This is a genomic window from Amycolatopsis rubida (genome assembly GCF_900115345.1).
GTDB lineage: Bacteria > Actinomycetota > Actinomycetes > Mycobacteriales > Pseudonocardiaceae > Amycolatopsis > Amycolatopsis rubida.
The window spans coordinates 115,348-142,337 of the sequence record NZ_FOWC01000004.1 but is presented as its reverse complement, the minus strand read 5'-3'; the positions used below and the strand labels follow the sequence as shown (position 1 = coordinate 142,337).

The 26,990-nt window shown below is 68.5% G+C and carries 23 protein-coding genes, 1 pseudogene and 1 riboswitch; of the genes and pseudogenes, 13 read left to right on the top strand and 11 right to left on the bottom strand.

What is annotated here, in order from left to right:
- Positions 1-42 precede the first annotated feature (42 nt).
- Complete coding sequence (locus BM362_RS18280) at positions 43-1,251, bottom strand: PQQ-dependent sugar dehydrogenase (RefSeq protein WP_093574209.1); 1,209 nt, start codon at positions 1,249-1,251, stop codon at positions 43-45.
- A gap of 58 nt (positions 1,252-1,309) precedes the next feature.
- Here BM362_RS18280 and BM362_RS18275 point away from each other — a divergent pair, with 58 nt between their 5' ends.
- Together BM362_RS18275 and BM362_RS18270 are read left to right on the top strand one after the other, a co-directional pair.
- Positions 1,310-2,218 (top strand): 2-hydroxyacid dehydrogenase, encoded by a 909-nt coding sequence (locus BM362_RS18275; RefSeq protein ID WP_067583534.1) that lies wholly within the window; start codon positions 1,310-1,312, stop codon positions 2,216-2,218.
- 105 nt (positions 2,219-2,323) lie between these two features.
- A complete protein-coding gene (locus BM362_RS18270) occupies positions 2,324-2,899 on the top strand; it encodes a DoxX family protein (protein ID WP_093573950.1) in 576 nt (191 codons plus the stop codon).
- Positions 2,900-3,476: 577 nt separating this feature from the next.
- Here BM362_RS18270 and ilvD read toward each other — a convergent pair.
- Both ilvD and BM362_RS18260 read right to left on the bottom strand, forming a co-directional pair.
- Positions 3,477-5,321, bottom strand: a complete 1,845-nt coding sequence (ilvD, locus tag BM362_RS18265) for a dihydroxy-acid dehydratase (protein ID WP_093573949.1) — start codon at positions 5,319-5,321, stop codon at positions 3,477-3,479.
- 72 nt (positions 5,322-5,393) lie between these two features.
- Positions 5,394-5,975 (bottom strand): PH domain-containing protein, encoded by a 582-nt coding sequence (locus BM362_RS18260; protein ID WP_208865250.1) that lies wholly within the window; start codon positions 5,973-5,975, stop codon positions 5,394-5,396.
- A 324-nt stretch (positions 5,976-6,299) separates the two neighbouring features.
- Here BM362_RS18260 and BM362_RS18255 point away from each other — a divergent pair, with 324 nt between their 5' ends.
- The 4 genes from BM362_RS18255 to BM362_RS18240 all read left to right on the top strand — a co-directional run bounded on the left by BM362_RS18255 (position 6,300) and on the right by BM362_RS18240 (position 10,117).
- Positions 6,300-8,195: an acetolactate synthase large subunit gene (locus BM362_RS18255; RefSeq protein WP_161269490.1), complete on the top strand. Its 1,896-nt coding sequence runs from the start codon at positions 6,300-6,302 to the stop codon at positions 8,193-8,195.
- Complete coding sequence (gene ilvN, locus BM362_RS18250) at positions 8,192-8,698, top strand: acetolactate synthase small subunit (RefSeq protein WP_009074017.1); 507 nt, start codon at positions 8,192-8,194, stop codon at positions 8,696-8,698. Before BM362_RS18255 ends, ilvN begins: the two co-directional genes overlap by 4 nt.
- A 43-nt stretch (positions 8,699-8,741) precedes the next feature.
- Positions 8,742-9,755: a ketol-acid reductoisomerase gene (ilvC, locus tag BM362_RS18245; protein WP_093573946.1), complete on the top strand. Its 1,014-nt coding sequence runs from the start codon at positions 8,742-8,744 to the stop codon at positions 9,753-9,755.
- A 98-nt stretch (positions 9,756-9,853) separates the two neighbouring features.
- Entirely contained in the window at positions 9,854-10,117 is a 264-nt protein-coding gene (locus BM362_RS18240; protein ID WP_067583523.1) for a DUF397 domain-containing protein, read from the top strand.
- 163 nt (positions 10,118-10,280) lie between these two features.
- Here the strand turns inward: BM362_RS18240 and BM362_RS18235 are convergent.
- Positions 10,281-11,091, bottom strand: a pseudogene (locus tag BM362_RS18235) (M55 family metallopeptidase).
- 258 nt (positions 11,092-11,349) lie between these two features.
- Complete coding sequence (locus BM362_RS18225; RefSeq protein ID WP_208865249.1) at positions 11,350-11,910, bottom strand: TetR/AcrR family transcriptional regulator; 561 nt, start codon at positions 11,908-11,910, stop codon at positions 11,350-11,352.
- 104 nt (positions 11,911-12,014) lie between these two features.
- On the opposite strand from BM362_RS18225, the gene BM362_RS18220 reads away from it, so the two are divergent.
- The 3 genes from BM362_RS18220 (at position 12,015) to BM362_RS18210 (ending at position 14,375) form a co-directional block, all read left to right on the top strand.
- Positions 12,015-12,554, top strand: coding sequence for a cupin domain-containing protein (locus BM362_RS18220; protein WP_067583193.1), 540 nt, complete (start codon positions 12,015-12,017; stop codon positions 12,552-12,554).
- Positions 12,555-12,651: 97 nt separating this feature from the next.
- Positions 12,652-13,332 (top strand): HEAT repeat domain-containing protein, encoded by a 681-nt coding sequence (locus BM362_RS18215; protein ID WP_093573943.1) that lies wholly within the window; start codon positions 12,652-12,654, stop codon positions 13,330-13,332.
- Positions 13,326-14,375 (top strand): MerR family transcriptional regulator, encoded by a 1,050-nt coding sequence (locus tag BM362_RS18210; RefSeq protein ID WP_093573942.1) that lies wholly within the window; start codon positions 13,326-13,328, stop codon positions 14,373-14,375. Before BM362_RS18215 ends, BM362_RS18210 begins: the two co-directional genes overlap by 7 nt.
- 482 nt (positions 14,376-14,857) lie before the next feature.
- Here the strand turns inward: BM362_RS18210 and BM362_RS18205 are convergent, their stop codons facing one another.
- From BM362_RS18205 to BM362_RS18190, 6 genes are all read right to left on the bottom strand, one after another.
- Entirely contained in the window at positions 14,858-15,754 is an 897-nt protein-coding gene (locus BM362_RS18205; RefSeq protein WP_093573941.1) for a nuclear transport factor 2 family protein, read from the bottom strand.
- Positions 15,755-15,845: 91 nt separating this feature from the next.
- A complete protein-coding gene (locus tag BM362_RS50285) occupies positions 15,846-16,187 on the bottom strand; it encodes an ankyrin repeat domain-containing protein (RefSeq protein WP_342029808.1) in 342 nt (113 codons plus the stop codon).
- Positions 16,188-16,228: 41 nt separating this feature from the next.
- Entirely contained in the window at positions 16,229-16,807 is a 579-nt protein-coding gene (locus BM362_RS49035) for an ankyrin repeat domain-containing protein (protein WP_244287200.1), read from the bottom strand.
- Positions 16,808-17,332: 525 nt separating this feature from the next.
- Positions 17,333-17,701 carry a DUF1345 domain-containing protein gene (locus BM362_RS18195; RefSeq protein WP_244287199.1) on the bottom strand — a complete coding sequence of 123 codons (369 nt, stop codon included), beginning with the start codon at positions 17,699-17,701 and terminating at the stop codon, positions 17,333-17,335.
- Between the two features lie 27 nt (positions 17,702-17,728).
- The gene (locus tag BM362_RS49030; RefSeq protein WP_244287198.1) at positions 17,729-17,923 is read right to left on the bottom strand and encodes a hypothetical protein; all 195 of its coding nucleotides are present in this window, start codon (positions 17,921-17,923) and stop codon (positions 17,729-17,731) included.
- Positions 17,924-18,249: 326 nt separating this feature from the next.
- On the bottom strand, positions 18,250-19,083 hold the full coding sequence (locus BM362_RS18190; protein ID WP_093573940.1) for a TIGR03620 family F420-dependent LLM class oxidoreductase: 834 nt from the start codon (positions 19,081-19,083) through the stop codon (positions 18,250-18,252).
- Between the two features lie 207 nt (positions 19,084-19,290).
- Here BM362_RS18190 and BM362_RS18185 point away from each other — a divergent pair, with 207 nt between their 5' ends.
- The 4 genes from BM362_RS18185 (at position 19,291) to BM362_RS18170 (ending at position 26,457) form a co-directional block, all read left to right on the top strand.
- Entirely contained in the window at positions 19,291-19,890 is a 600-nt protein-coding gene (locus BM362_RS18185) for a TetR/AcrR family transcriptional regulator (protein ID WP_093573939.1), read from the top strand.
- An 80-nt stretch (positions 19,891-19,970) separates the two neighbouring features.
- Positions 19,971-21,569, top strand: a complete 1,599-nt coding sequence (gene serA / locus BM362_RS18180) for a phosphoglycerate dehydrogenase (protein WP_093573938.1) — start codon at positions 19,971-19,973, stop codon at positions 21,567-21,569.
- A gap of 251 nt (positions 21,570-21,820) precedes the next feature.
- Positions 21,821-25,153, top strand: a complete 3,333-nt coding sequence (locus BM362_RS18175) for a S8 family serine peptidase (RefSeq protein ID WP_167545358.1) — start codon at positions 21,821-21,823, stop codon at positions 25,151-25,153.
- 263 nt (positions 25,154-25,416) lie between these two features.
- On the top strand, positions 25,417-26,457 hold the full coding sequence (locus BM362_RS18170) for a 3-isopropylmalate dehydrogenase (RefSeq protein WP_067583173.1): 1,041 nt from the start codon (positions 25,417-25,419) through the stop codon (positions 26,455-26,457).
- A gap of 6 nt (positions 26,458-26,463) precedes the next feature.
- Positions 26,464-26,591: riboswitch (cobalamin riboswitch) on the top strand.
- The last annotated feature ends 399 nt before the right edge of the window (positions 26,592-26,990 follow it).

Genomic DNA, 26,990 nt, shown 5'->3' with positions numbered 1-26,990 from the left:
GGCCAATTAGGCTCGGGAAGGCCGAATCCGGCGCATCCGGCCTCAGTCCTTGCCCGGACCGCCGCCCGTGTCGCTCACCACGATCAGGACCACGCGGTCGTCGCTGGAGACCGGTTTGCCGCCGTCCTTGTTGACGGTTCCGGCGACGGCCAGCTGAGGGTTGATCATGCTCATGGCGGAGAGCCGGCCGTACGTCGTGGCGGCCTTGCTCTTGCCGTCGAGGGTGACCGTCGGCTTGCCGGTGACCGCGCCGTCCTTGTTGACCGGCACGTTCTGCAAGCCGGTGGACGACGCGATGCCGAGGATGCCGTTCGCGTCGACGAAATCGACGCAGCCGCCGAGGGAAGGCTTGTCCTGCCAGGTCCACGCGGGTGTGCTGAGCGGCTGTCCGGACTGCAGGCGGTACACGGCGTCCGGGCCGTTGGCCGGGTGATCGGTCACCCAGGCGCGCTTCCCGTCGGAGGAACGGCAGATGCCGCCGGGGGAGTGCAAGCCCGCGGCATAGACGGCGGACCCGGAGGTGGGATTGCCGGTCGCCGGTTTCCCGGAGACGTCGATGCGCAGGACCTTGCCTGCCAGCGAATTCGGGTCCGCGGCTGCGGCAGGGTTGCCTGCGTCTCCTGTCGCGACGAGCAGTGCGCCGCTTCCGTCGCTGGCCAGCGCGCCGCGATTGCCGGTCGGGCCCTTCGGGATGCCGGTCAGCACCGGCTTCGGAGCCTGGCCCTTGGCGAACCGCACGACTCGGTTGTCCGACGCCGTGGTGACGTATGCGAAGACCAGCTGATCCTCGACATAGCTCGGCGACAACGCCAGGCTGGTCAGCCCCCCGTCGCCGTCAGCCTGGACGTCCAGTTGCGCGAACGACGTCGCGTCATGTCCGGAGCTGGCCAGCATCACCCGGCCGGTTTTCCGCTCACCGGCGAGAGCGGCGGGCGCGGATCCCTCGCCGGGAAGCCCGGCGACGGCGGCGACTGTGTCCAGGCAGGTGGCTATGACGGCCTTGTCGAAGTCTTTGCAGCCCTGCGGAGGCGGAACCGGCGAGGGAGGCGCTTGCGCGGGGCCGGTGCGGGGGCCGCTGCCGGGGCCGTCGCCGTGCTCCTGGACCTGCGGCGGAGATTCCGGGCTCGGCACCGGCGCGGGGGTGAACGTCTGGCCGGCGGCGGTGTCGTCGAACCGGGCGCAGCCGGAAAGCACGAGGCCGCCGCAGGCGAGGAGGGCCAGCGGCGCCGACCACCGGTACCGGGTACGCATGATGCCCCAGCCTAGGTGGAGCGGCGTGAGCCACTGGTAAGTGGTTACCGTGGTGATCATGACAGTCACCGTGCTGGTCCCGGACGACGAGGGCGTCGCCGTGCTGTCCGAAATCCCCCTCGTCCATGCGGTGCGCTACGAATGGGGCCGCCCGTTGCCGCCGGAGGCCGCGAAAGCCGAGGTGCTCGTCCCGGCCATGGATTCGACGGGCGACGACATCTGGAGCGAGCTGCCGAACCTCAAGCTGGTGCAGCTCCTGACCGCAGGCGCGGAAGACTGGGTCGGCCGCGTCCCGGACGGCGTTCTGTTGTCCACCTGCCGAGGTGCGCACGGCGGCAGCATGGCGGAGTGGGTCGTCGGCGTGCTGCTGTCGATGTACCGGAATCTGGACGTCTACGCGGCGGCGCAACGGGCCGGGCGCTGGGAGCAGCTGCCGTCCGACACGTTGCAGGGCCAGCGTGTGCTGATCGTCGGTGCGGGGGACGTCGGACGTCAGTTGCGGCGGAGGTTGGAGCCGTTCGGTGTCCGCTGCACGATGGTCGGGATGTCGGCGCGTGAGGGCGTGCACGGTGTCGATGAGTTACCGGAACTGCTGCCGCACCACGATGTGGTGGTCATGATGGTCCCCCTCACGTCGCGGACGCGGGGCATGGTCGACGCTGATTTTCTTGCGGCGATGCGTGCTGGCGCGGTGCTGGTCAATGCTGCTCAAGGGCCTGTTGTGATTACTGACGCGCTTGCGGCGGAGCTGGCGGCGGGACGGCTTCGCGCCGCGCTCGACGTGACCGATCCCGAGCCGTTGCCGGACGGCCATCCGCTGTGGACAGCGCCCGGTTTCGTGCTGACGCCGCACGTGGCCGGAGCGGTGCGCGGCGTCCGGCGGCGCGCTTATTTGGTGGCCGCGGCGGAAATCGCCCGGTACGCTGGCGGAGAGTTACCTGGCAATCTCGTGCGCGGCGAATACTGATCGTTTCCCGGATGTCGACCTGGCACTCAGGGTGAACCCTGAAAGAGCCCCTGACCTCGGCGTGCTCGCTCGCGGGTCACGGCTGAATCCCCTAATCTTCGCCGCGTGACCACTCAAGGGGACGACTACCAGACCAGCGTGCTGTCCGGTGTCGAGGACTCTGCCGGCAACGACTACGACGAACCGCGGCAGGGCGGTCTCGGCTTCGGCCTGCTCGTCTTGCGCCTGGGGCTCGGCGTGATCATGGGTGCGCACGGCCTGCAGCATCTGTTCGGCGCTTTCGGCGGACCGGGCGTCGGCGGGTTCGCGCATGTGCTTGAGATGTTCGGGTACCACAAACAGACAACGCTGCTGTCCTGGATCACCGGCATCACCGAGGTCGCGGGCGGTGCGCTGGTGATCGTCGGCCTGTTCACGCCGCTCGCCGCGGCGGGCCTGCTGGGCGTGGCGGCGAACATCGTCTACGCGAAGTTCCACGGAGGCTTTTTCGAGGGCACCGGTCAGGGCTGGGAGTACGAGCTGCTGCTGGGCCTGTGCGCGTTGACGCTGATCTTCACCGGCGCGGGCACCATCTCGCTGGAGCGGAACACGCCGTGGCGCAGGCGGCCGTTGCCGCTCGGGCTCATCTCGTTGCTGCTGGCTGCGGCTGCGTCTGTGGTGGTCATCGTTCTGACTCGCTGACGCGGCTGGAGCCTGCGTCGAGCCGGTTGGAGGCAACGGCCGGGTTGACGGGGCTCCGGGCGTTGACCAGGCTTTTGAGGTGTTGCCGTTTAGTGGCGAATGCCTGGTGGGGGCCGCAATCCAGGGGTTCGGTGCTGGCTGGATTGGCTCGTGAGCGGCGACGGTAGACGTGGGTGCCGCGGCTGGAGTTGGAGTTGGCGCGGACAGGCGGGCAATGGTCGTTGAGCGGCGACTCGTGTCGAGCGGGGTCTGGGCTGGCGAGAGGGAGCCATCGCCGTTTGGCGGCGGATGTGGACCGGGCAGCTCGGGCTGGCCGGAGCGCCTGGTCGCCGTTGAGCGGCGATTCGCGTTGATCAGGATCTTGGGTTGGTCGGGGGAGCGTTCGCCGTGTGGCGGTGAATGTTGTGGACCGGAGGCTCGGGCTGGCCGCAGTGGCCGTTGGGCGACGAATCGTGTCGACCCGGATCCGGCGGTAGCGCAGCCCGAGATTGCGGCGACGGAAGCCAGCTAGCCGAGACACGGAAAAGGGGCCCGCGCACCACGCGCGGGCCCCTTCCGGCAGAAGCGAACAGCAGGATCAGCGGTTCGGGTCCCGGACGGCGCCGGTGTCGGCCGACGTGGCCATCCGGGCGTAGGCCCGCAGCGCCGCGGTGATCGGGCGGTGCCGGTCCTTCGGCTGCCACGGACGCTCCGAAGCCTCCATCTTCGCCCGCCGTTCGGCCAGGACCTCCGGTTCGACCAGCAGCTCGAGCCGGCGTTCGTGGACGTCCAGGACGATCTGGTCGCCGTTCTCCACCAGGCCGATCACGCCGCCCGCGGCGGCTTCCGGCGAGATGTGGCCGACCGAGATGCCCGAGGAGCCGCCGGAGAAGCGGCCGTCGGTGATCAGGGCGCATTTCTTGCCGAGGCCGGATCCCTTGAGGAACGCCGTCGGGTGCAGCATTTCCTGCATGCCGGGACCGCCTGCCGGGCCCTCGTAGCGGATGACCAGCACCTCGCCCGGCTGGATCTCCTTCTTGAGGATTGCCGACACGGCTTCCTCCTGGCTCTCCAGCACGCGCGCCGGGCCCTGGAAGTGCCAGAGGTCCTCGTCGATGCCCGCGGACTTGATCACGGCACCGTTCCCGGCCAGGTTGCCGCGCAGGATCGCGAGGCCGCCGTCCTTCGTGTAGGCGTGTCCGACGTCGCGGATGCAGCCTCCGGTAGCGTCGGTGTCCAACGACGACCAGCGGTTTTCCGTCGAGAAGGCCTGCGTGGTCCGAACCCCGCCCGGCGCGGCGTGGAACAGCTCCAGCGCCTTCTCCGACGGAGACTCCGCGCGGATGTCCCACTCGTTCAGCCACGTGGCGATGTCCGGCGCGTGGACCGCGTGCACGCCGGTGTTCAGCAGGCCGCCGCGGTACAGCTCGCCCAGGATGGCGGGGATTCCGCCGGCCCGATGGACGTCTTCCATGTGGTAGTCGGAGTTCGGCGCGACCTTCGACAGGCACGGCACCCGCCGCCCGATGTCGTCGATGTCGCTGATCGTGAAGTCGACCTCGCCCTCCTGCGCGGCGGCGAGGATGTGCAGCACGGTGTTCGTCGACCCGCCCATCGCCATGTCGAGCGCCATCGCGTTCTCGAACGCTTCCTTCGTGGCGATCGAACGCGGCAACGCGGACTCGTCGTCGGAGCCGTACCAGCGTTTGCACAGCTCGACCACGGTGCGTCCGGCGTCGGAGAACAGCTCGCGCCGGGCTGCGTGCGTCGCGAGCGTGGAACCGTTGCCCGGCAATGACAACCCCAGCGCTTCGGTGAGGCAGTTCATCGAGTTCGCGGTGAACATGCCGGAGCAGGAACCGCAGGTCGGACAGGCGGAGCGCTCGACCTCGGAGAGACCGGCCTCGTCGATCGCCGAGTTCGCGGACGCCGCGATGGTGGTGATCAGGTCGGTCGGGGCGTGCGCGACGCCTTCGACGACCACCGCTTTGCCGGCTTCCATCGGACCGCCGGAGACGAACACGGTCGGGATGTTGAGCCGCATCGCGGCGTTGAGCATGCCCGGCGTGATCTTGTCGCAGTTGGAAATGCACACCAGCGCGTCGGCCTGGTGCGCGTTGACCATGTACTCCACCGAGTCGGCGATGATCTCGCGCGAGGGCAGCGAGTAAAGCATGCCCGAGTGGCCCATCGCGATGCCGTCGTCGACCGCGATCGTGTGGAACTCGCGCGCGATGCCGCCTGCTTCGGCGACCGCTTCGGCGACGATCTCGCCGAGGTCCTTGAGGTGCACGTGGCCGGGCACGAACTGGGTGTAGGAGTTCGCGATCGCGACGATCGGCTTGCCGAAATCGCTGTCGGTCATTCCGGTCGCACGCCAGAGCGAGCGTGCGCCCGCCGCGTTGCGACCGTGGGTGGTGGTTCGGGAACGGAGGTGCGGCACGGCATTCTCCCAGGTCAGAAGGCTGAACCAGGCGGAGGGGAACTACGGCTCCGCAAACTGGTCCTACCAATTCTACTCGGCTGGTTTGCCGTTGCCGCCGCCGGTCCGTTCCGCATTGGCGGCGGGCTCCGGTTCAGCGGGCTCGGGAGAGGGCTCCGGGGCGGATTCCTGAGCGGATTCCTGAGTGGCGTCCGGCACCGTCTCGGCGGCGGCCGGTTTCCCTCCAGTGAGCTCCTCGTCGCTCAGCACGCCCGACGGGTCCTTGATCTTGCCCTCGCTCACCAGCGCCAGTACCGGAAGATGCCGCGTCCGCACCGTGGGAAGGCTGACCTGGGTGTCGTCGCCGAGGACCGCGCGCACGCGGGCTTTGTTCGTGATCGCCAGGCCCTTGAGCGACGACCACGGCAGGTCGCGCTTGCCGAAGACGGTCCGGACGTGCAGTCCTTCGCGGGTCGCGACGGTGTGCGTGCGCGCGACGAACACGAGCAGCGCGAGCGGGAAGACGTACAGCCACTGGAATCCGCCGATCTCGCCCAGTGCGATCGGTGTCACACAGACGGTCAGCAGACCGATCGCGAGATACGCCGTGGTCGGGATCCGGAACACGGCCTTCCGGCCCTCGTCCGCACGCTGGTCCTGCTGTTTCTTGGCCACGCAGGAATGGTGCACCGGTGCCGGGAGTGACCTGCGTCCGGGTCGCGCGCGGGCAGTACTGGCCGTCCACGATGCGGAATCGCCGTCCCGCAGAGTTGACACTCGCCCGGGCGCGCGACTAACGTCGGGGCCGTGATTACGCAGACCGGTCTCGTACTTCCCCAGCGCGCCGACGCTTAGGAAGAGTCCTCTGCGTCGACGCGCGACCCTCGTGCGACCTTATGGTCGGCGGGGGTTTTTTGTTGCGTGAAACCGGTTCCCCGACCGGAAGTACGGCCCAGACAACCCGAACGAGTGACACCGAGAACCCACGAGGCAGAACCGATGACCAGTGCCACGTCGCGCAGCGACGCGAAGCCCGGGCCGACCGCGCCCGGTGTCCCAGGAGCACGTCCGAAGCCCGCCCCGCCCGCGGGTACGCCGGTGCGCGTCACCGGTGCGCAGTCGCTCGTCCGCTCGCTTGAGGCGGTCGGCGCGGAGGTCGTGTTCGGCATTCCGGGTGGCACCATCCTTCCCGCCTACGACCCGTTGCTCGACTCGACGAAGGTCCGGCACGTCCTCGTCCGCCACGAGCAGGGCGCCGGGCACGCCGCCACCGGCTACGCGCAGGCGACCGGCAAGGTCGGCGTCTGCATGGCCACCTCGGGTCCGGGAGCCACGAACCTCGTCACCCCGCTGGCCGACGCCAACATGGACTCGGTTCCGGTCGTCGCCATCACCGGGCAGCAGTCGCGCGGCCTGATCGGCACCGACGCGTTCCAGGAAGCCGACATCTGCGGCATCACCATGCCGATCACCAAGCACAACTTCCTCGTCACCGACCCGGCGGAGATCCCGCGGGCCATCGCCGAGGCGTTCCACCTGGCCGCGACCGGACGCCCGGGCCCGGTGCTGGTGGACATCCCCAAGGACGTGCTGCAGGAGATGACCTCGTTCTCCTGGCCGCCCGAACTGCGGCTGCCCGGCTACCGCCCGACGCTGCGTCCGCACGGCAAGCAGGTCCGCGAGGCCGCGAAGCTGATCGCGCAGGCCCAGCGGCCGGTGCTGTACGTCGGCGGCGGCGTGATCAAGGCCGAGGCGTCCGAGCGGCTGCGCGAACTCGCCGAGCTGACCGGCATCCCGGTCGCCACCACGCTGATGGCGCGCGGCGCGTTCCCCGACTCGCACCGTCAGCACGTCGGCATGCCCGGCATGCACGGATCCGTCGCCGCGGTCGCCTCGATGCAGCGCGCTGACCTGCTGGTCGCGCTCGGCGCCCGGTTCGACGACCGGGTCACCGGCCAGCTGTCGTCGTTCGCGCCGGACGCGAAGATCGTCCACGCGGACATCGACCCGGCCGAGATCTCCAAGAACCGCAAGGCGGACGTGCCGATCGTCGGCGACTGCAAGGAGATCATCGGCGAGCTGATCGAAGCGGTGAAGACCGAGTTCGACCGCGCCCGTCCCGACCTGAGCGACTGGTGGACGCAGGTCGACTCGTGGCGCGACGACTACCCGTCGGGTTACGAATGGCCCGACGACGGTTCGCTGTCGCCGCAGTACGTCATCGAGCGGATCGGCGAACTGGTCGGCCCGGACGCGGTGTACGCCGCGGGCGTCGGGCAGCACCAGATGTGGGCCGCGCAGTTCGTGAAGTACGAGAAGCCGCGCACCTGGATCAACTCCGGCGGGCTCGGCACCATGGGCTTCGCCGTCCCGGCCGCGATGGGCGCGCAGTTCGGCCTTCCGGACACGCAGGTGTGGGCGATCGACGGCGACGGCTGCTTCCAGATGACCAACCAGGAACTCGCCACGTGCGCCATCGAAGGCGCGCCGATCAAGGTCGCCGTGATCAACAACGGCAACCTCGGCATGGTCCGCCAGTGGCAGAACCTGTTCTACTCCGAGCGGTACTCCAACACCGACCTCGGCACGCACAAGCACCGCATCCCGGACTTCACGCTGCTGGCCGAGGCGCTCGGCTGCGCGGGCCTGCGCTGCGAGGCCAAGGAGGACGTCGACGCGACGATCCGGCGCGCGATGGAGATCAACGACCGCCCCGTCGTGATCGATTTCGTCGTGGGGAAGGATGCCCAGGTGTGGCCGATGGTGGCCGCGGGCACCGGGAACGACGAGATCATGGCCGTGCGCGGCATCCGGCCGCTGTTCGACGACGACGAGGTTTCGCAGGAAGCCGTCGAGACCGTCGAGGCCGCCGCCGGGGAGGGAGAGCAAGCATGACTGTCCACACGCTGAGCGTGCTGGTCGAGAACAAGCCCGGTGTGCTCGCCCGGGTCTCCGGACTGTTCTCCCGCCGCGGCTTCAACATCGAGTCCCTTGCTGTCGGGCCCACGGAGAACCCCGAGGTGTCCCGGATGACGATCGTGGTCGCCGTTGAGGAGCTACCGCTCGAACAGGTGACCAAACAGCTCAACAAGCTGGTGAACGTGATCAAGATCGTCGAGCTGGAAGCAGGCAGCGCGGTGCAGCGCGAACTGCTGCTGGTGAAGGTCAGGGCCGACGCCACCGTGCGCAGCCAGGTCCTAGAGACCGTCCAGCTTTTCCGCGCCAAGGTGGTGGACGTCTCGCCGGAGGCGCTCACCGTCGAGGCGACCGGGACGTCGGACAAGATCGGCGCGCTGCTGCGGATGCTGGAGCCGTACGGCATCCGCGAACTCGTCCAGTCCGGCATGGTCGCGGTGGGCCGCGGGGCCCGCTCGATCACCGCCGCTTCTCCCCGCTGAACACCCAGATTTCGTGTAAGTACGGAAGGAAGTAGTACCCCCCATGGCAGTGGAAATCTTCTACGACGACGACGCCGACCTGTCGATCATCCAGGGTCGCAAGGTCGCCGTGATCGGCTACGGCAGCCAGGGCCACGCGCACTCGCTCAGCCTGCGCGACTCGGGCGTCGACGTCCGGATCGGCCTGCAGGAGGGGTCCAAGTCCCGGGCGAAGGCCGAGGAGCAGGGCCTGCGCGTGCTGTCGGTCGCCGAGGCGGCCGCCGAGGCCGACGTGATCATGATCCTCGCGCCGGACACGAAGCAGCGCTTCATCTACGAAGAGCACATCGCGCCGAACCTCAAGGACGGCGACGCGCTCTTCTTCGGCCACGGCTTCAACATCCGGTACGACCTGATCAAGCCGCCGGCCAACGTCGACGTCGCGATGGTCGCCCCGAAGGGCCCGGGCCACCTGGTCCGCCGCCAGTTCGTGGACGGCAAGGGCGTGCCCTGCCTGATCGCGGTCGAGCAGGACGCTTCGGGCAACGCCCAGGCGCTCGCGCTCTCCTACGCCGCGGCGATCGGCGGCGCGCGGGCCGGCGTCATCAAGACGACCTTCACCGAGGAGACCGAGACCGACCTCTTCGGCGAGCAGGCGGTGCTGTGCGGCGGCGCGTCGGCGCTGGTGCAGACCGGTTTCGAGGTGCTCACCGAGGCGGGTTACGCCCCGGAGATCGCGTACTTCGAGGTGCTGCACGAGCTGAAGCTGATCGTCGACCTCATGTACGAGGGCGGCATCGCGCGTCAGCGCTACTCCATCTCCGACACCGCCGAGTACGGCGACCTCACCCGCGGCCCGCGCGTCATCTCGCCGGCCGTCAAGGAGGAGATGAAGAAGATCCTGGGCGAGATCCAGGACGGCACGTTCGCCCGCGAGTGGGTCGCCGAGGACGAGGCCGGCCGGCCGAACTTCACGAAGCTCGAGGAGCAGGGCAACCAGCACCCGATCGAGAAGACCGGCAAGAAGCTCCGCGACCTCATGTCGTGGGTGGACCGGCCGATCACCGAGACCGCCTGACCGGTTTCCCGAAGGAGGCCCTGTCGTCCGTTCGCCGGACGGCTGGGCCTCCTTTTCGTTACAGGGCGGTGCCGCCGAACGGCGGATACGCTGTGGCGATGAGCCGCCCGACCGATGACAAGGCGCACATCCGGCACGAACTCGACCTCACCGGCGCGACCTGGATCCGCGCCGAACCGGCGGGCGTGACCCTGGAGCATTGCGCGGAGTACGCGTTCGTCCCGCATTCGGACGGGGTGACCTACGTGGCCATCCGGCAGCCGGCTGATCCGGACGGGGCGGTGCTGGTGTTCACGCCTTCGGAATGGGACGCGTTCACGCGCGGGGTTCGGGACGGCGAATTCGAGTTGCCGGAGTCGTAGGCCTTCGCTTCCGTGGGTCGTTTCTGGCCGGTAAATCAGCCTGACTGCTGGTGGACGGCCGTTGCCGGTTAGTGGCGAATCTGGCCTTAGCGGCGCGATTGCGCAGGTCAGGGGTTCTGGTGTCTTCGTGTGCGGGCTTCGCGGCTGGGCCCGGTTGTCCGGATCAGATGGCTCGGAGCGTCGCGATGAGTTCGATGACCTGGTAGGCCGTCGGGAAGTCCGGTGCCTGGTAGCGGAGAGTGCAGCCGTCGGCGAGTTCCATCCCCGGCACCAGCAGCGCGTGTTCAGGCATCCGGGGCCGGTGTACCTGGACTTCCAGTCCGACCGGACCGTCGAAGCGCAGCGGGCGGACGTCCTCCCGGCTGGCCAGCGCTTCGTGTACCGCGCGTTCGATTTGGTCGCACGCCTCGTCGGGATGGGGCATCTCGCACGCGGAGCGTGCCGCGGCCGCACGAGCACCCAGCGCGCGTTTGACCACCGCGGAGCGGATGCCCGGTGCGACTTCGGCTGCCTCAGCGGCCACGGTGTCATCGCCGCTTGGCAGCGCCGGCGGTATGCCGTAGTGCGCCGCGAGCGCAGCGTTCAGACCGAGTTGCCCAAAGAACGACCATTGCAACGCACGTCCGCGACGGTCCCGCCGGAGATGGTGTGCGCCATGACTGAGCGGGGCGTGCCGGCCCTGGCCGTGGTAGCCGATGAAAGGACCGCGTCCGTGTTCTCGGCCAATCCCGCCATCATCCCGCGAGGCTTGGGCGTCCCGCGGAGCAACTCGGCACGTCGGTCCAGCAGTTCGGGCAGAAGGTTCCGGAAGCTCGCGTGCGCTTCGGTGACCTGGATCTCGGCGGCTTCGTCATACGCGAATACGCCGCGAACGGCTGCGTTGGCCTCCGTGGTGAGCAACTTGCGGTTGCGCTCGTATTCGCCGTGCCGGGAATGACCTCGTCGCCGTGGACCACTCCGGCGATTCCCTCCATGTCGACCGAGACGAGCACCCGCATCTCCATCACGCCCTTCTCAGCGACCCATGGCCAGGAATGCCACCCTATCGAGCGATTCAGTGTGTGGGCGGCGATCGGCCGCCTCGTGTCTGCGGGTTCTCGAGTCTGTGGACGCTCGGTCGATCGCGGGTTTCGCCGATTCGCGGCAACTACGACTTCGCCGGACCAGATCGTGTCCCGTCGGATTCGCCTCCAGGAGGCCGACGATGCTGCGGCCGGTGCGCGGGCTGGTTTTCACGAAGGCAGAAAAATCGCGGCTGCGGCGTCAGCAAGTGCGTCTGGGCTCGGCGAATCCGCTTCGGTTTGAGCCAGGTGCAGCAGCCCGAGAATGGCCGCGTAAGCGACTCGCGCCCGGTGCGCCGCCTGATCCGGCGGGAGGCCGAGTTCGAGATACGTACTGGTCAGAAGGTTAAGCCGGGCTTGGTTGACGCGGCTGACCGCGTCCTTGACCCGCGGGTCATTGCGGTCGCCGAGCAAGCTGAGGTGTACCGACGGGGCCAACGGCTGGACGGCGCGCACGACGGCGGTGAGCAGTTCGCGCAGCCGTTGCCGCGGATCGGCGATTGCGGCGTACTTGGCGAGTCCTGCTTCGCCGTGGCTTCGCCCCCAATCGGCGAGAGCCGCGGTGATCAGCTCGTCCCGGTTGCGGAAGTGCGCGTAGAAACTGCCCTTGGTCACGCCGAGCGTCCGCGCGAGCGGTTCGACTCCGACCGCGGCCAGCCCGCCGTTCGCGATCGCCTGCAGCGCGGCCCGCGTCCAGTCCTGGGCGGACAGCCGGGGCGAATCGTTCACCATGCGCGGAGGATACGCCACCGTATTGACGGTCCTGCCTGTGCTGGATACGGTGTCGTATCCATACGCAGCCGTATTAATACGTTGCCGTACTGAGGGGCGATGAAATGGCACACGCGAAGGTTCGCCGAGTAGTCACCGGGCACGACTCCGGCGGCAAGGCCCGCGTGGTCGCCGACGGTCCCGTCGAGCCGATCACGTCCGGCTTGATGCCGGGCTGCGCGATCTACCGCCTGTGGGGCCGGGACGAACGACCGGTATTTCCCGACAACGGCTCGCCGCGCCGGGCCGAGGCGTATTACCCGCCGCGGGACGGTTCACGGTTCATGATCAACACGATCGCGCCCGGCGAAATGACCCCGCTGCCGGATCTCGACGTGGCGGCGGCCTGGGAAGAACTGGAGCGACAGGCACCGGGCGCGGCCGGCGCGATGGAGCCCGACGCACCGGGCATGCACACCACCGACACCCTCGATTACGTCCTGGTCGTCTCGGGCGAGGTCACGTTGGAGCTGGACGACGGGGATCAGACGGTCTTGCGAGCAGGCGATGTCGTCGTCCAGAACGGCACGCGGCACGCCTGGCGCAACCACGGTGTCGAACCCTGCACGATCGTCGGCGTCGCTGTCGGTGCGGACCGGGCATAGGCCGGATTCGCCACTGAGCGGCGACAGTTTCTTTTGCCCGCCGGGTTTGACATTGACATCGTGACAAGGTCTTCACTGGTCGGCGGAGGTGATCCCGATGAACTCGACACAGATGAATTCCCAGCTCCTGCGGCTGATCGAGGCGTTGGGCTCCGGGGACTCGTCGACGCGGCTGAAGGCTGCCCTGACGATCGGAACGCACCCGGACGGCTCTGGTCTCGTCGAGGCGCTCGTCGCACGTTGCGCGATCGAGCCGGACTTTTACGTACGCGACATGCTCACCTGGGCGTTGACCCGGTTCCCGGCAGGGGACACAGTGCCGCGGCTCCTCACGGAGCTGCGGTCGCCGGTGGCGCAGGCCAGGAGCCAGTCGCTGCACACGTTGTCCAAAATCGGCGACCGGAACGTGTGGCCAGCGATCACCCGATCGTTGCTGCGCGACGCCGACGACGAGGTCGCGAGAAGCGCATGGCGGGCGGCTGTCGTTCTCGTGCCGGACGGGGACAAGACCGGGCTGGCGGCTGAACTGGCGACACAGCTCGGTCGCGGTGACCGGACCCTGCAGCTCAGCCTCAGCCGGGCGCTGGTCGCGCTCGGACCTGTGATCGAGCCGGTATTGGAGGCCGCGGTGCCGAGCACCGACCCGGCCGTTCGGGCGCACGCTGTCGCCACCGAGCGGCTGCTCCGCGACCCGGACACCGGTTTCGACCAGGCCGTGGACGAGGCGAAACGGATCGTCGCGCTCGGTCCGGAGCGGGCTCAGGAAACCGCGTGCTGATCGGCGAGGTCGCCCGCCGCTCGGGGGTGAGCACCCGGATGCTCCGGCACTACGACACCCTCGGGCTGGTGCGGCCGACCGGTCGCACCGTGGGCGGCTATCGCGAGTACTCCGCCGACGACATCCGCCGGATCTTCCACGTGGAGAGCCTCCGGTCGCTCGGGATGTCGCTGCGGCAGATCGGCCGGGCGCTGGAAGATCCCGCTTTCGTGCCGTCGGAGCTGGTCGGCGACCTCATCCGGCGGACCGAAGACCGGCTGAAACGGGAACAGGAGCTGCTCGACCGGCTCCGCGCGGTCGATGCCTCGGCACCCTCCGGATGGGAGGGTGCCTTGCGCATCGTCGAGCTGCTGCGCGGGCTCAGTTCACCGGGTGCGGCGCGTCGGCAGCAGACCGTTCTGGCTCCTGCCGACGATGTACCGGTTCCTGCTGAGGCGCTGGCCAGAGCGATTCTCGCCGAATCCGACCCGAACGTCGCCGGCGCGCTCCGGTGGGCCCTCGCCCGGACCGATGGCGGCGGGGTGGCGAATGTGGCGTGTGGTCTCCGTTCGGAGGACGCCGACATCCGCCGACGCGCGATCCTGGCACTCATCGAGTTGCCCGGCGACGAGGTGGCCGCGGTGTTGATGGAAGCGCTCGCCGGTTCCGACCCTGTGGTCCGTCGGCATGCGGCGCTCGCTCTGGGTGCGCGCGGTGCGGAGGAGGCGGTGCCGACGCTTGTCGAAATGGTCGTCGAGGGGCGAAACGACGTCGAGGCGGCTGAGGTTTTGGGCGCGTTGGCGGATGGGGGCGCGGACGGAATTGCCGGAGCGTTGGTCGACGCGTCGGCCGCGCATCCTGCGGATTCCGCGGTGCGAATCCGGTTGACGCAGGCGCTCGCGGAGATGCCGGGGACGCTTGCGCACGGGGCGCTGCAGCAGCTGGCGGGGGACGGGGATCGGGCCGTGGCGCTGGTGGCTTCGGCTCTGGTGAAGGTTGTTGAAGAGCGTGAGGGTGTTGGTGATGAGGGCTCTGGAGGAACCCATCCGGGTGCGGGTAGCTGACCGAGATTCGGGGGATCGGTGCTGGTCAGAGGGTGTTTGCCATTTAATGGCGAAACTTGGCCTGGGGTGAGTGGCCCTTCAGCGGTGATCAGCGTGGCCGGTTGGGCGGCGGTCTGGGGTGAATTGCCGTTGGCTGGCGGAAGCCGCAGGGATGGTCGCGGTCAGGCGTCAGGTGGGGTGTTCGTCGCTCAACGGTGGGGGTTGCGGCGGCGGTCGTTGCCGATGAGCGGCGAGGGCTGCCTCGGCGGACGTTGTCGCCGAATGGCGAACAGTGGCAGTTGCTGCCACCGCGTGGCGAGGTAAGAGGCGGTGGGCGTTCGCCGCTGGATGGCAACGATGGTTCGACGGTTGAGTGGCCGTGTCGGGTTGCGTGATGCTGATTCGCCGTTGAGCGGCGAATCTTGTGGCGAGCCGTCGTGGTGACGGTGCTCAGCGCGATGTGCGCGTTGCCGTTCAGTGGCGAAGGCGTGGAGGAGTTGCCGTTATTCGGAGACGCGGGTGATGAGCTCCGCTAGGCGGCCGGTGGCCGCGGCCAGGGCGAGGTGGTCACCGTAGTCGCGGGACTCGACGATCTCTCCGTCTCGGATGCGCATTACGAAGATGTTGTTCACCTGGAACGGGGTTCCGGAGCTGGTTTCGCCTACGTAGGTTGATTCGCCGATGATGACTTCTGGGTCGGTGCTCAGGTGGAGTACTAGGTCGGTCACCTCGATGCGGAAGGCCGCTGCGGCACCGGCGTCGAAGTGAGCCCGCAGGTCGTCTCGGGTGCGGAGGACGGGGGACCCGGGCAGGAACGGGTGTCGGACATCGGTCTTTGCCGCATAGAGGTCGGGAAGTTCGGACCAGCGTCCGTCGGCGACGCCGAAGACGACTCGTTGGAATACGCCCTCACGGCTGTTCGGGGAGAAGAGTTCAGCCGGGCGCGGAGCGATGGAGCGAAGTTTGTAAGCGGGCGCTTGGGCGTATGCCTCGCCGAGGCCGGCGGTTGCGTTTTGAATCGCGGCCAGGCGCAGGTAGTCGTGATAGTCGCGGGTGTGGGTGAGGAGTCCGTCGCGGGCGCGAAGGACTTGGATGTTGGCCGTCTCGGTTGTCCGGCCGGTTTTCCGCGACTCGGCGGTGTACTGGTACTCGGCGACGATGACCTCGGGGCGGGCGGTTTCGTGGATGGTCACGTCGTGGCGTTTGAGGCGAAGCGTTTGACCCAGGCCGCTGACGAAACGGTCGTGCACTGCGGCGCGGCCTTCCATCCGGCTCGGCCTGGGGATTGAGGTGGGGTGTTCGACGACAGTGTCTTCGGAGTAGAGGTGTGCGAGGTCGGCGAAGCGGCCGTCGGTGATTCCGGTGGAGAGCTGGTCGAACAGGTCGTGTGCGGTGGGCATGAGGGTCTCCGCAGGGTCGGCTAACCGGAGTCTGTAGTCCGTTACGATACGGACTACAGACTCCGGGTGTCTACCGGCCGGGAGTTGCCGATTAGTGGCGACTAAGGCGGTGCGGCAGTTCTTGAGCGGCTGGGCTGTCGCAGGCTTCCGCCCAGCCTTCGGGGGTGCTGTCCCAGAGGGCATCGCGGGCGGTGAGGTCGGCGCCAGCGTTTGCGAGGAGTTCGATGACGTCCAGCCGGTTGCTCTGGGCGGCCAGGTGCAGCGCCGTGACGCCGACGCCGTGGCGTGGGCCGCCGAACGTGCCGACGTGGTTGACGTTCGCGCCTAGCGACAGCAGAGTCTCTGTTGCCGCTGAGCGGCCACACGCGGCTGCCCAGGTGAGGGCGGTGCCGCGGTAGACGTCGGCGTTCAGGTTCGCGCGGCGTGAGGCCAGGGTGCGGAGTGTGGCTGTTTGGTTGTTGCGGGCGGCCCAGGCTAAGGATTCGTCGAGGATTTCCGTGGGGTCCTTCGTCGGCTTCCAGAAGGGAAACCGCTGTGCGGACGGTAGAACTCACGGTGTGCCCCGGCTGCTGGAGAAAGAGTCCCCTTTGGACTGACGAGTTCATCCAGTAGTGCGTCGTCGCCGAGACCGGCTGCGACGCGCAGGTTGTGAGGGGACCGTTCGTGCGTTGCCAGTTTTTCGGCAACAGCGCGATTTCCCCAAAATAGGGCCACAATCAGCGGGGTTCCGCCGTCGCCGCGGCCTGAGACGGCCAAGGGTGCGCCAGCGTTGATCAAGAGGTCGGCGATCAGTGGTAAATTGACGTAGGCCGCTTGATGCAGGGCAGCCCAACCGTGTGCATTGGCTCGTGCGGGATCGGCACCGTGGGCGAGCAGGATGCGGACGAGACGTTCGTCATGGGTCGCTGAGGCCATGCCGAAAAGATCGTTCCCGTTGGTGCCTCGGGCGTGGGCAAGGTGCGGGGCCTCGGTGAGCAGTGCTGTCAGGCCCTCCAAGTCTCGGGCTTCTACCAGCTGATAAGCCCGGGCGAACGGTTCGCCGTTTTTCGGCAAATCCTCGACGTGGGCCTTCAGCGTCCGCCACGTCGGGAAGCCGTGCTCCCGGGCGATGACGGTTAGCGCGCCGGTGCGGGTCAGCGGTTGTTCGTGCCGGTCGAAGGCGGCGCGGGCGTCGGGAGTGCCGTCTTCGGCTGAGGCGAGGAGGCCGACGTCGCGGCCGCGGTAGTACTTGACGTCCTGGTGGTAGGCGTGCTGGACGTCCGGTCCGTGCTCGGAGATTCGGCGGACATAGGCCTGAAGCTGTGGCCAGCTGGGGAGTCAGTAGCGGCGAGCGAGCCGGAACTGCGCTTCCGACAGTGCGATGGAGTCGGCGCGGGCGCGTTCCTTGGCCTGTTTACGGAGCTGGCCGAGGTCGGGGTTGGCGGGTAAGGCCGTCATCAGGGAGTCCTTCCTTCCCTTGCGCGCCCGTGGTCCGCCGGCACCGGGCAGGGAAGAAGGAGAAGCTCGGCGACTCGTGGTACGGGGGTGGGCTCGGCCCTTTCCGCGGACAGGACGCGGCCCCTGCCGCGCGAGGAAACTCTAACTCAGAAGGGTCAACGTCCGCCGGTGACGAAGCTGACTGCGATGCCGAGCGTGGCCGTGTTGTACATGAACGACAGGACGCTGCGTGCGAAGCACGAGGGAACGGACCGACGTCGTCCGCGTTTCGACGTCCGGGACGGCGAAGCTCGTCCCGATGGTGAACGCGAAATAGGTGAAATCGGCCAGCGTGGGACGTTCAGTTTCGGGGAAGCGGAAGTGCTGTGTCGGGATGCTGTAGTAGTACGGCGTTCCACGTGACCGAAGTGCAGGATCGCTCAGGCCAACAGGACAGCGGGGACACCGACCAGGCTGGTCAACAGGGTGAACAGCAGTCCCAGCCGACGGCCTAGAACGCCTTTCAGCCACCGGGCGTCGGTGTGGTCGATTTTTCGGCTACGGGATACGCGCGATCCGGATGCCGAGGTGGATCAGTGTGAGCAGATCCCAGAAGAGAAGGGCCAGAACATTGTCGTCCCGGACGAAGGTGGCGATCCCCCAGCGCCAGCAGGACCAGCTCGACGTCCGGGACGCGGTGATGGCGGGGTTCGTGAACGCCGGCGGCTCCCGGGGCGAACGCGGGCGAGACACCTCGCGAAGATAACAGCGGGTGGTGGCCGCTGGACGGCGAAACTGTCCCGCCGGGACCGCCCGTTCAGGGGAAGTGTTCGGTGGGAGCGCTGCGGCGGACACGGGAGCGTGGGAATGTCTGTGAAGAGCGGGAAAGTGCCGGTATGCAGGGGATGAACGGTTTCGCCGTTGAGTGGCGAATCCGTGGTGAGGTGGGGATTCCGGCGTCCGGGGAAGGCTTCGGCGAGTGCGGGGCGGCCCGGTTGCCCCGATTCTGCGGAGACCTCGTGGGCAAGCCGTAAGGGGGTGGGGCTTTCGCGGGAAGCTCCGAAAGCCCCACCGCGGAATCACGGAACCAGCGCGGCGAGGCGACGCCAGCCGTCCACCGGAATCTCCGGTCCGTCGCCGAGAACCTGAACGCAGACGTGGTCCGCACCGGCGTCGAGGTGTGCGCGGATTCGGTCGGTGACTTCCTGCTCGCTGCGATAGGCCACGATCGCGTCGACCAGGCGATCGCTGCCGCCGTCGGCGAGGTCTTCCTCGGTGTAGCCGAGGCGGCGCAGATTCGTTCGTTGGTGTGCGGCCAGCCGTACGTAGCCGGCGACGTGTTCGCGAGCGATCCGCCGCGCCCGCAACGGATCTGTGTCGAGGACGACGGCTTGTTCGGCGGCGAGGTACGCGTCGGGTCCCATCGTTTCCCGAGCGGATGCAGTGTGCTCTGGAGGGACGAAGTACGTGTGCGCGCCGTCGGCCTGGGTCGCCGCGAGTTTCAGCATTCTCGGGCCGAGAGCGGCTAGAAGCCGGCGTGGTCGAGAGTCAGAAGCAACGTCCAGATCGGCCGCATCCATGGCGTCGAGATAGTTCTGCATCGCACTGCCTCCGCCGCCGGGCCGATGTCCGCCCAAACCCAGCGTGAACCGTCCCGGGTACGCCTCGGCCAGCGTGCGTCCAGCAGCCTCGGCGGCCGCCGCCGACCGTTCGGAAAACCGTGCGATCCCAGTCGCCACAGTCAACGTCGTGGTCGCTTCGAGCAGCAGCGCGGCCTGCGTGAGCGCCTCCCGGCCGCGGTATTCGCCGAACCACAGCGCGGCGAAACCCAGCGACTCGACCTCGCGCGCAGCCGTGCGCACTTCGCCGATTTTCTTGCCGTCAAAGGCAAAAGTCCAGATCCCGACCGTCATCGCGTCCCGCCTTCCACGGCGGCGGCAAGCTTCGCGAACAGATCCACAACAGACTCCAAGGAGTTTCCTGGCCGCGGAGCGCGGCGTTGATCCCGGTGCAGCCAGGGCCGATATGTCCACTGAGGACGCACCGGATAACCAGAGGCTGCCTCCGGTTACTATACGGAGGAGACCTCCGATTTGTCACGGGATAAACTCGGACCCGACATGACCGACGCCAAGCCGATGCGCGCGGACGCCCGCCGCAACTACGAACGCCTGCTGGCCGAAGCGAGGCGCGCCTTCGCCGAACGCGGCGTCGACGCCTCGCTCGAAGACGTCGCCCGCAGCGCCGGAGTCGGGATCGGCACCCTCTATCGCCACTTCCCGACCAGGGAAGACCTGATCGAGACGCTGCTGCGGGACCGGTTCGACACCCAGGCGGAAAAGGCACGCGAGCTGCTGCTCGCCGACGACCCGCTCGACGGGCTGTACACCTGGCTCATCGGCCTCGGCGAGACGTCGGCCGTTTACCGTGGGCTTACCGAAATGCTGGCCGACGCGTTCGACGATCCGGAGTCGCGGCTGCACGCGTCCTGCGAAGCGATGCGGGAAGCCGCGTCCCACCTAGTGGACAGGGCGCAAGCGGCCGGCGTTTTCCGTGCCGACGTGACGGTCCAAGAGCTGCTTTTGCTGCTGCACGGCGCTTCCTGGGCCGGATCCCACCTTCCGGGAGAAGGCGGTACAGAGCGCCTGATGGGGCTTGTCTTCAGCGGATTACGAACAAGTGAACAGCGGGGGCAGCGGGCTGTCAGTGCCCCGCGTTAAACTCCCGCGAGTCCGGGCACAACGACGTGCGCCGCGAGAGAGCGTCCTCGATTTCGTGACCAGATAGTGGGAGCCGCATCGTGACCAAGCCCAGCAAACCCGTAGTCCTCATCGCGGAGAAGCTCGCGCCCTCCGTGCTGAGTGTGTTCGGTGAAGAGGTAGAGGTCCGGCACGTGGACGGCACCGACCGTCCCGCTCTGCTTGAGGCGGTGAAGAGCGCCGACGCGCTCTTGGTCCGATCCGCCACCAAGGTCGACGCCGAGGTGCTCGGGGCGACCACTCAGCTGAAGGTCGTCGCCCGCGCGGGCGTCGGCCTGGACAACGTCGAGGTCCCGGCGGCCACCGAGCGCGGCGTGCTCGTGGTGAACGCGCCGACGTCGAACATCGTCTCCGCCGCCGAGCACGCGGTCGCGCTGCTGCTCGCGGTCGCCCGCCGCGTTCCCGCCGCCGACCAGAGCCTGCGCGGCGGCGAGTGGAAGCGCAGCTCGTTCTCCGGCGTCGAGATCAACGGCAAGACGGTCGGCGTCGTCGGGCTCGGCAAGATCGGCCAGCTGTTCGCGCAGCGGCTCGCCGCCTTCGGGGCCAAGCTCATCGCGTACGACCCCTACGTTTCGGCCGCGCGCGCCGGGCAGCTGGGCATCGAGCTGGTCACCCTCGACGAGCTGCTGGAACGCGCCGACGCGATCTCCATCCACCTGCCGAAGACGCCGGAGACCAAGGGCCTCATCGACGCCGAAGCGCTCAAGAAGACGAAGCCCGGCGTGATCATCGTCAACGCCGCTCGCGGCGGTCTGATCGTCGAGGAAGCGCTGGCCGACGCGGTGCGCAGCGGCCACGTGGGCGGCGCGGGCATCGACGTGTTCGTCACCGAGCCGACCACCGAGAGCCCGCTGTTCAACCTGCCGAACGTCGTCGTCACGCCGCACCTCGGCGCGTCCACCGCCGAAGCGCAGGACCGCGCGGGCACGGACGTGGCGCGTTCGGTGCTGCTGGCGCTGCGCGGCGACTTCGTGCCGGACGCGGTGAACGTGTCCGGTGGCGGCGCGGTCGGCGAGCACGTGCGGCCGTACCTGTCGCTCACCCAGAAGCTCGGCCAGGTGCTGACCGCGCTGAACCCGAAGGCTCCGACGTCGCTGACCGTCGAGGTCAAGGGCGAGATCTCCAGCGAAGACACCGCGGTGCTGAAGCTGGCGGCGCTGCGCGGGCTGTTCGCGGGCGTGGTCGAGGACCAGGTCACCTTCGTCAACGCGCCGCGGCTGGCCGAGGAGCTCGGGGTGCAGGCCGAGCTGGTTTCCGAGTCGGAGAGCCCGAAGTTCCGCAGCCTGGTCACGCTCCGCGCGGTGCACGGCGACGGCGCGACGCTCACCGTGTCCGGTTCGGTCACCGGCAAGGACGAGGTCGAGAAGATCGTCGAGGTCAAGGGCAGGCACTTCGACCTTCGCGCCGAGGGCGACGTGCTCGTGATCGAGTACCCGGACCGCCCCGGCGTCATGGGCCGCGTCGGCACGCTGCTCGGCGAGGCGGGCATCAACATCGAGGCCGCGCAGATCAGCCAGAGCACCGACGGTTCCGACTCGATCATGCTGCTGCGCGTCGACCGGCATGTGGACACCAACGTGCTTGAGCCGATCGGAGCCACTGTCGGCGCGCACACCATCCGCGCCGTCGACTTCAACTAGTCCCGATTTCGCCGAACGGCCCCTTCCCCGGACCCCGGGGAAGGGGCCGTTCTGTCGTTCTTCCCGGACCGGCAACATTCGGGTAACGGAGCTTTTTCCGCACGAAAGTAGGGGTTTCGGACAGTTAGGTTCTTGCCGCGAGGCTGAACCACGCGCCGTGAGAGCACGGCGCGGCGCCGGTGCTCACCGTCGGGGGTGCGAAGGGAGAGCGCGGGCAGGTTCGTGATCCGGGCCTCGAGAAGGGGTTACTCATGAGCAGGACCCGGTTGCCCGGGTGGGCTGCCCGCTCGGTGGTCGTGGGTTCCGCGGTGATGCTGGCGGCGGCTGTCGCTGTGCCCGCGGCGTCCGCGCAGGGTGCGCCGCTGGCCGAGCCGGTCGCTCCGGCGAAGGTCGACGCGAGCAAGCTCCAGGGCAAGCTTTCTCCCCGGCTGAGCGCGGCTCAGGGGCAGATCACCGCGTTCGTCGAGCTGGCCAAGAAACCCGCAGTGGACGCGTTCAAGGAGGAGCAGGGCAAGGGCAAGGAGAAGGCCAAGCAGGCGGCGAAGGCGGCTAAGGCCGACGTCGCCGCGGCGGTCAGCTCCGTCGTCGGGCAGCTGCGGTCCGCGGACGCGGGCACGAAGCTGGTCACGCAGACGGCCAACGCGGTGCCCGGCGCTGTCGTCACCGCTGACGCGGCCAAAATCCGCCAGCTCGCGGAACGGCCGGACGTCGTCTCGGTGCGCACGGTCGTGCCGAAGAACCGCACCAACGCCAGCGCCGAGCAGCTCACCAACACGCTTGTCAGCTGGCAGAAAACCGGCAAGTTCGGTGACAACATCCGCGTCGGCGTGATCGACGACGGCATCGACTACACCCACGCTGACTTCGGCGGTCCGGGCACGCCCGAGGCGTACAAGGCGGTCGACCGCGCCAAGCCGTCGCCGCTGTTCCCGAGCGCCAAGGTGGTCGGCGGCACTGACCTCGTCGGCGACGACTACGACTCGGCGGGCAAGACCGGTTCGCCGACGCCGGTGCCGGACCCCAACCCGATCGCGTGCGGCGAGCACGGCACGCACGTCGCGGGCACGATCGGCGGCTTCGGCGTGAACGCCGACGGGAGCACGTTCACCGGCGACTACAAGAAGCTGAACAAGAAGAAGCTCGACGCCATGCGGATCGGGCCGGGCACCGCGCCGAAGGCGCTGCTCTACGCGATCAAGGTGTTCGGCTGCAAGGGTTCCACGAACGTCACCTCGCAGGCGCTGGACTGGGCGCTCGACCCGGACGGCGACGGCGACTTCACCGATCACCTCGACGTCGTGAACCTGTCGCTGGGCAGCGACTTCGGCGCGCCGGACGACCCGGACTCGCTGTTCGTGCGCAAGCTCGCGCAGAACAACGTGCTTCCGGTGATCTCGGCGGGCAACGGCGGCGACATCAACGACATCGCCGGTTCGCCGGGCAACACCCCGGAAGCGCTCACCGTGGCCAGCAGCCGCGACGCGGGCGAACTGCGAGACGCGGTCGAGGTCAAGACGCCGACCGCCGGGCAGCAGCCGGGTCAGTACAGCCAGGAGTACACCGGCTACGACACCCTCGACCTCACCGCGCCGGTGGTCCCGCTTTCGGCGGGCAACAATGCCGGTTGCGACGTCTATTCCGCTGAGGACAAGGCAAAGGTCGCGGGCAAGATCGCGTGGCTGGAGTGGGACGACAACGACGCGACCCGGGCGTGCGGTTCCGCCGCGCGGGCCAACAACGCGCAGGCAGCGGGCGCCAAGGGCGTGCTGCTTTCGTCCGCGGTGGAGCATTTCGGCGCGGGTATCGCGGGCAACGCGGCCGTTCCGATGTTCCAGCTCACCGGCAAGGCCACCCAGTCCGTGCGGGCGGGCCTGACCGGGGGCACGCTGACCGTGCGGCTCTACGGTGCCGGCCGGACCACGCTGCAGACGTATGACCAGTCCATTGTGGACACGCCCAGCTCGTTCACCTCGCGCGGCGGACGCGGTCCGTCGGTGAAGCCGGACGTCGCCGCGCCCGGCGACACGATCACCTCGGCGTTCCGCGGCAGCGGCAACGAGCGGCTGGTCATCTCGGGCACGTCGATGGCCGCGCCGCACACGTCGGGCATCACGGCGCTGGTCCGCCAGGCGCACCCGGACTGGAGCGTCGAAGAGGTCAAGGCCGACGTCGTGGGCACCGCGGTGCACGACATCACCGACGGCGCTGGCCACACCTACGGCCCGCAGCGGGTCGGGGCAGGCCGGATCGACGCGAAAGCCGCGCTGGACAACCAGGTCCTCGCGTATGTGCAGGACGACCCCGGCGCGGTGAGCGTCACCTTCGGCACCGTCGAGGCGGCTGGTCCGGTCACCTTGAGCAAGACGATCAAGGTGGTCAACAAGGGCGTCAAGGCTGCTGAGTACTCGGTGGGTTACGAGGCGGTCAACGGCCTGCCCGGCGTTGAGTACACAGTGGACAAGAGCTCGGTGAAGCTGAACCCGCGCGGGGTCGCGACGGTGAAGGTGACGCTGAAGATCGCCGACCCGAAGGCGCTGCGCAAGGTGCTCGACCCGACCATGGCGGCGTCGCAGGCCGGGCTCGCCCGGCAGTTCGTGGCCGACGCTTCGGGCCGCGTCGCGTTCACCCCGAAGAACGGCGCGACCGTTCCGCTGCGAGTGGCCGTGTACTCGTCGCCGAAGCCGGTTTCGGCGATCACCACCCCGGGCGGCGTGCGCTTCGGCGCGAACGCCGACCAGGCCGTGCTGAACCTCGGCGGCAAGGGCATCGACCAGGGCAGCGGCTCCCAGCGGTACCGCTCGCTGATCAGCGTCCTCGAACTGCAGGCCGAATCGCCGCAGCTGCCGGAATGCGACTCGCACGTCACGTCCGACTGCACCCTCAACCGCACCGCGAAGGGCGGCGACCTGCGCTACATCGGCGCGGCGTCGACGGCCCCGCTCGCCAAGGCACAGGGGGAGCCGGAGAACGCGACGCTGGCGTTCGGCATCACGACCTGGAGCGATTTCGCGAACCTCGGCAGCAACACGGTGCCGTTCGTGGACATCGACACCAACGGCGACGGCAAACCGGACTTCGAAACCTTCGTGACGAAGGCGACGGGTTCGGACGTGCTGCTCGTCAACACGGTGTCGCTGACCAAGCCGGGCAACCCGTCGGTGGACCTCCAGGCGATCAACGGGCAGCTCGGCGACGTCGACACCAACGTGTTCGACTCGAACGTGATGGTGCTGCCGGTCAGCATCGCCGCGCTCGGCATCGACCCGAAGGAGGCGTCGCACCGGATCAGCTACACCGTCGGCACCGCCGGGTACTACGTCGCGCCGGGCACCTCGAACGGGTTGATCGACCAGGTCAGCACTCCGATCTCGTTCGACGCGCTCGCGCCGGCGTACTCGGTCCAGGGCGGCGGCGACGCGGCGCTGGGCTACGTCGCCAAGCCGGGCACGGCTCTGGTGGTCAACCGCAACAAGGCCGCCGTCGCCGGGGACAAGGCGAAGGGCCTGCTGGCGATCGAGCACCACAACGCGACCGGGCAGCGCGCCTCAGTCGTGCGGATCGAATCGGAGATCCCGCGCGGCTGACCTTGGTTCACCCTTTGAGGGGAACTTGAGGTGTGCCGCGGAAGCGGCCGCATCGCGGGACGTGGAGGCTTGCCCAGGCTGTCCGGCCTGGGCAAGCCCCCGTTTCCGTTCACCCGAACGGGTGTCTCACCCTGTGGGAGGATGCGGCATAAGGGTGGTGCGGCTACGGCACCTTGTCTACGGCCGGTAACCTTCCGCTGCTGGCGTTTTTGTGCGAATGGGCCATCGGTGCGCCCGGTGGCCTGGGCTACGGAGGTGTGTGGATGCGGCTCGCGGTGATCCCAGGGGACGGGATCGGGCCCGAGGTGGTCTCCGAAGCGCTCAAGGTGCTCGGTGAGGTAGCACCGGCGGCGGAGATCACGAACTACGACCTCGGCGCCTCGCGGTGGCACGCCACCGGGGAGCTGCTCCCGGAGTCGGTGCTCGGCGAACTGCGCCAGCACGACGCGATCCTGCTCGGCGCGGTCGGCGACCCGACGGTGCCCAGCGGCATCCTTGAGCGCGGCCTGCTGCTGCGGCTGCGGTTCGAACTGGACCACCACGTGAACCTGCGCCCGGCGCGGCTGTACCCCGGAGTGCGCGGCCCGCTGGCCGACGCCGGTGACGTCGACATGGTCGTGGTGCGCGAAGGCACCGAAGGCCCGTACGCGGGCAACGGCGGCCTGCTGCGCAAGGACACCGAGCACGAGATCGCCACCGAGGTCAGCGTCAACACGGCCTTCGGCGTGCGACGCGTGGTCGCGGACGCGTTCAACCGCGCCGAAGAGCGCCCGCGCAAACACCTCACGCTCGTGCACAAGACCAACGTGCTGGAGCACGCCGGTTCGCTGTGGTCGCGGATCGTCGAAGAGGTTTCGCTGGAGCACCCGGACGTCACCGTCGCGTACTCGCACGTGGACGCCGCCACGATCCACCTGGTCACCGACCCGTCGCGGTTCGACGTGATGGTCACCGACAACCTCTTCGGCGACATCATCACCGACCTCGCGGCCGCGGTGACCGGCGGCATCGGCCTCGCGGCCAGCGGAAACCTCGACATCACGCGCCGGAACCCGAGCATGTTCGAGCCGGTGCACGGCAGCGCGCCGGACATCGCCGGCCAGGGCCTCGCGGACCCGACCGCCGCGGTGCTGTCGGTGTCGCTCCTGCTGGACCACCTGGGCCATAAGGAAGCGGCGCGGCGGATCGAGGCCTCGGTGGCGTTCGATCTCGCCACGCGCGACCAGTCATCCCCTGGCGCGACCCAGGCCATCGGCGACCGCCTCGCGGCGCTGGTCTCGTCCAACGCGCGTCAGGCTGGCTGACCCTGTCCTGAGTTTTCGGACCCCCGCCGCGGAAGCCGGTCGAAATCCGGCGCTGACCCGCAACGGTAGGCCTTCGGCTCCATCTCCGCGGAGCCGAAGGCGAGCCCGATACCGGCGGAGGTTCCTCGAACCTCGTCCCCTCCCGTCGTGGTCTGCGGGAGACGACACTCCCGCCGCCGGCGGCTGCCGTCTTTTGCGGGCCCAATGTCTCGATTGGGTCGTCGCCGGTGGTGTCTTCGTCTTCGCCTTCTTCCGAAGGACGTTCTCCGTTACCCGGATCCGTGGCCGGCGGGGGTGGGGGTTCGCCGGTTTCTGGTGACGGCGGTTCTGGTCTTTCGCCATCCAACGGCGACGGCGGTACGCGCGACTCGAGCCCCCAGAGTGGTTCTTCGGCTGCGACGGATTCGCCAGTTCGCGGCAACTCGGGGCATCGCGGCGACCCGACGGCCGACGAGTTGCAGGCCGACAGCTCGGCTGACCGTGATCTGACCAGCTCCGGCGCTCGCGTTGTCTCGCCGTTGGATGACCAATCC

What these genes read in the sequence shown, in the direction of transcription:
- ilvN (WP_009074017.1), top strand. Translation starts at nt 8,192, where the DNA reads ATGACTGTCCACACGCTGAGCGTGCTGGTCGAGAACAAGCCCGGTGTG.
- BM362_RS18225 (WP_208865249.1), bottom strand. Translation starts at nt 11,910, where the DNA reads ATGGTGAACGATTCGCCCCGGCTGTCCGCCCAGGACTGGACGCGGGCC.
- BM362_RS18170 (WP_067583173.1), top strand. Translation starts at nt 25,417, where the DNA reads ATGCGGCTCGCGGTGATCCCAGGGGACGGGATCGGGCCCGAGGTGGTC.
- BM362_RS18280 (WP_093574209.1), bottom strand. Translation starts at nt 1,251, where the DNA reads ATGCGTACCCGGTACCGGTGGTCGGCGCCGCTGGCCCTCCTCGCCTGC.
- BM362_RS18240 (WP_067583523.1), top strand. Translation starts at nt 9,854, where the DNA reads ATGAGCCGCCCGACCGATGACAAGGCGCACATCCGGCACGAACTCGAC.
- ilvC (WP_093573946.1), top strand. Translation starts at nt 8,742, where the DNA reads ATGGCAGTGGAAATCTTCTACGACGACGACGCCGACCTGTCGATCATC.
- BM362_RS18215 (WP_093573943.1), top strand. Translation starts at nt 12,652, where the DNA reads ATGAACTCGACACAGATGAATTCCCAGCTCCTGCGGCTGATCGAGGCG.
- BM362_RS18275 (WP_067583534.1), top strand. Translation starts at nt 1,310, where the DNA reads ATGACAGTCACCGTGCTGGTCCCGGACGACGAGGGCGTCGCCGTGCTG.
- BM362_RS18190 (WP_093573940.1), bottom strand. Translation starts at nt 19,083, where the DNA reads ATGACGGTCGGGATCTGGACTTTTGCCTTTGACGGCAAGAAAATCGGC.
- BM362_RS18175 (WP_167545358.1), top strand. Translation starts at nt 21,821, where the DNA reads ATGAGCAGGACCCGGTTGCCCGGGTGGGCTGCCCGCTCGGTGGTCGTG.
- BM362_RS18185 (WP_093573939.1), top strand. Translation starts at nt 19,291, where the DNA reads ATGACCGACGCCAAGCCGATGCGCGCGGACGCCCGCCGCAACTACGAA.
- BM362_RS18220 (WP_067583193.1), top strand. Translation starts at nt 12,015, where the DNA reads ATGGCACACGCGAAGGTTCGCCGAGTAGTCACCGGGCACGACTCCGGC.
- BM362_RS18205 (WP_093573941.1), bottom strand. Translation starts at nt 15,754, where the DNA reads ATGCCCACCGCACACGACCTGTTCGACCAGCTCTCCACCGGAATCACC.
- BM362_RS18255 (WP_161269490.1), top strand. Translation starts at nt 6,300, where the DNA reads ATGACCAGTGCCACGTCGCGCAGCGACGCGAAGCCCGGGCCGACCGCG.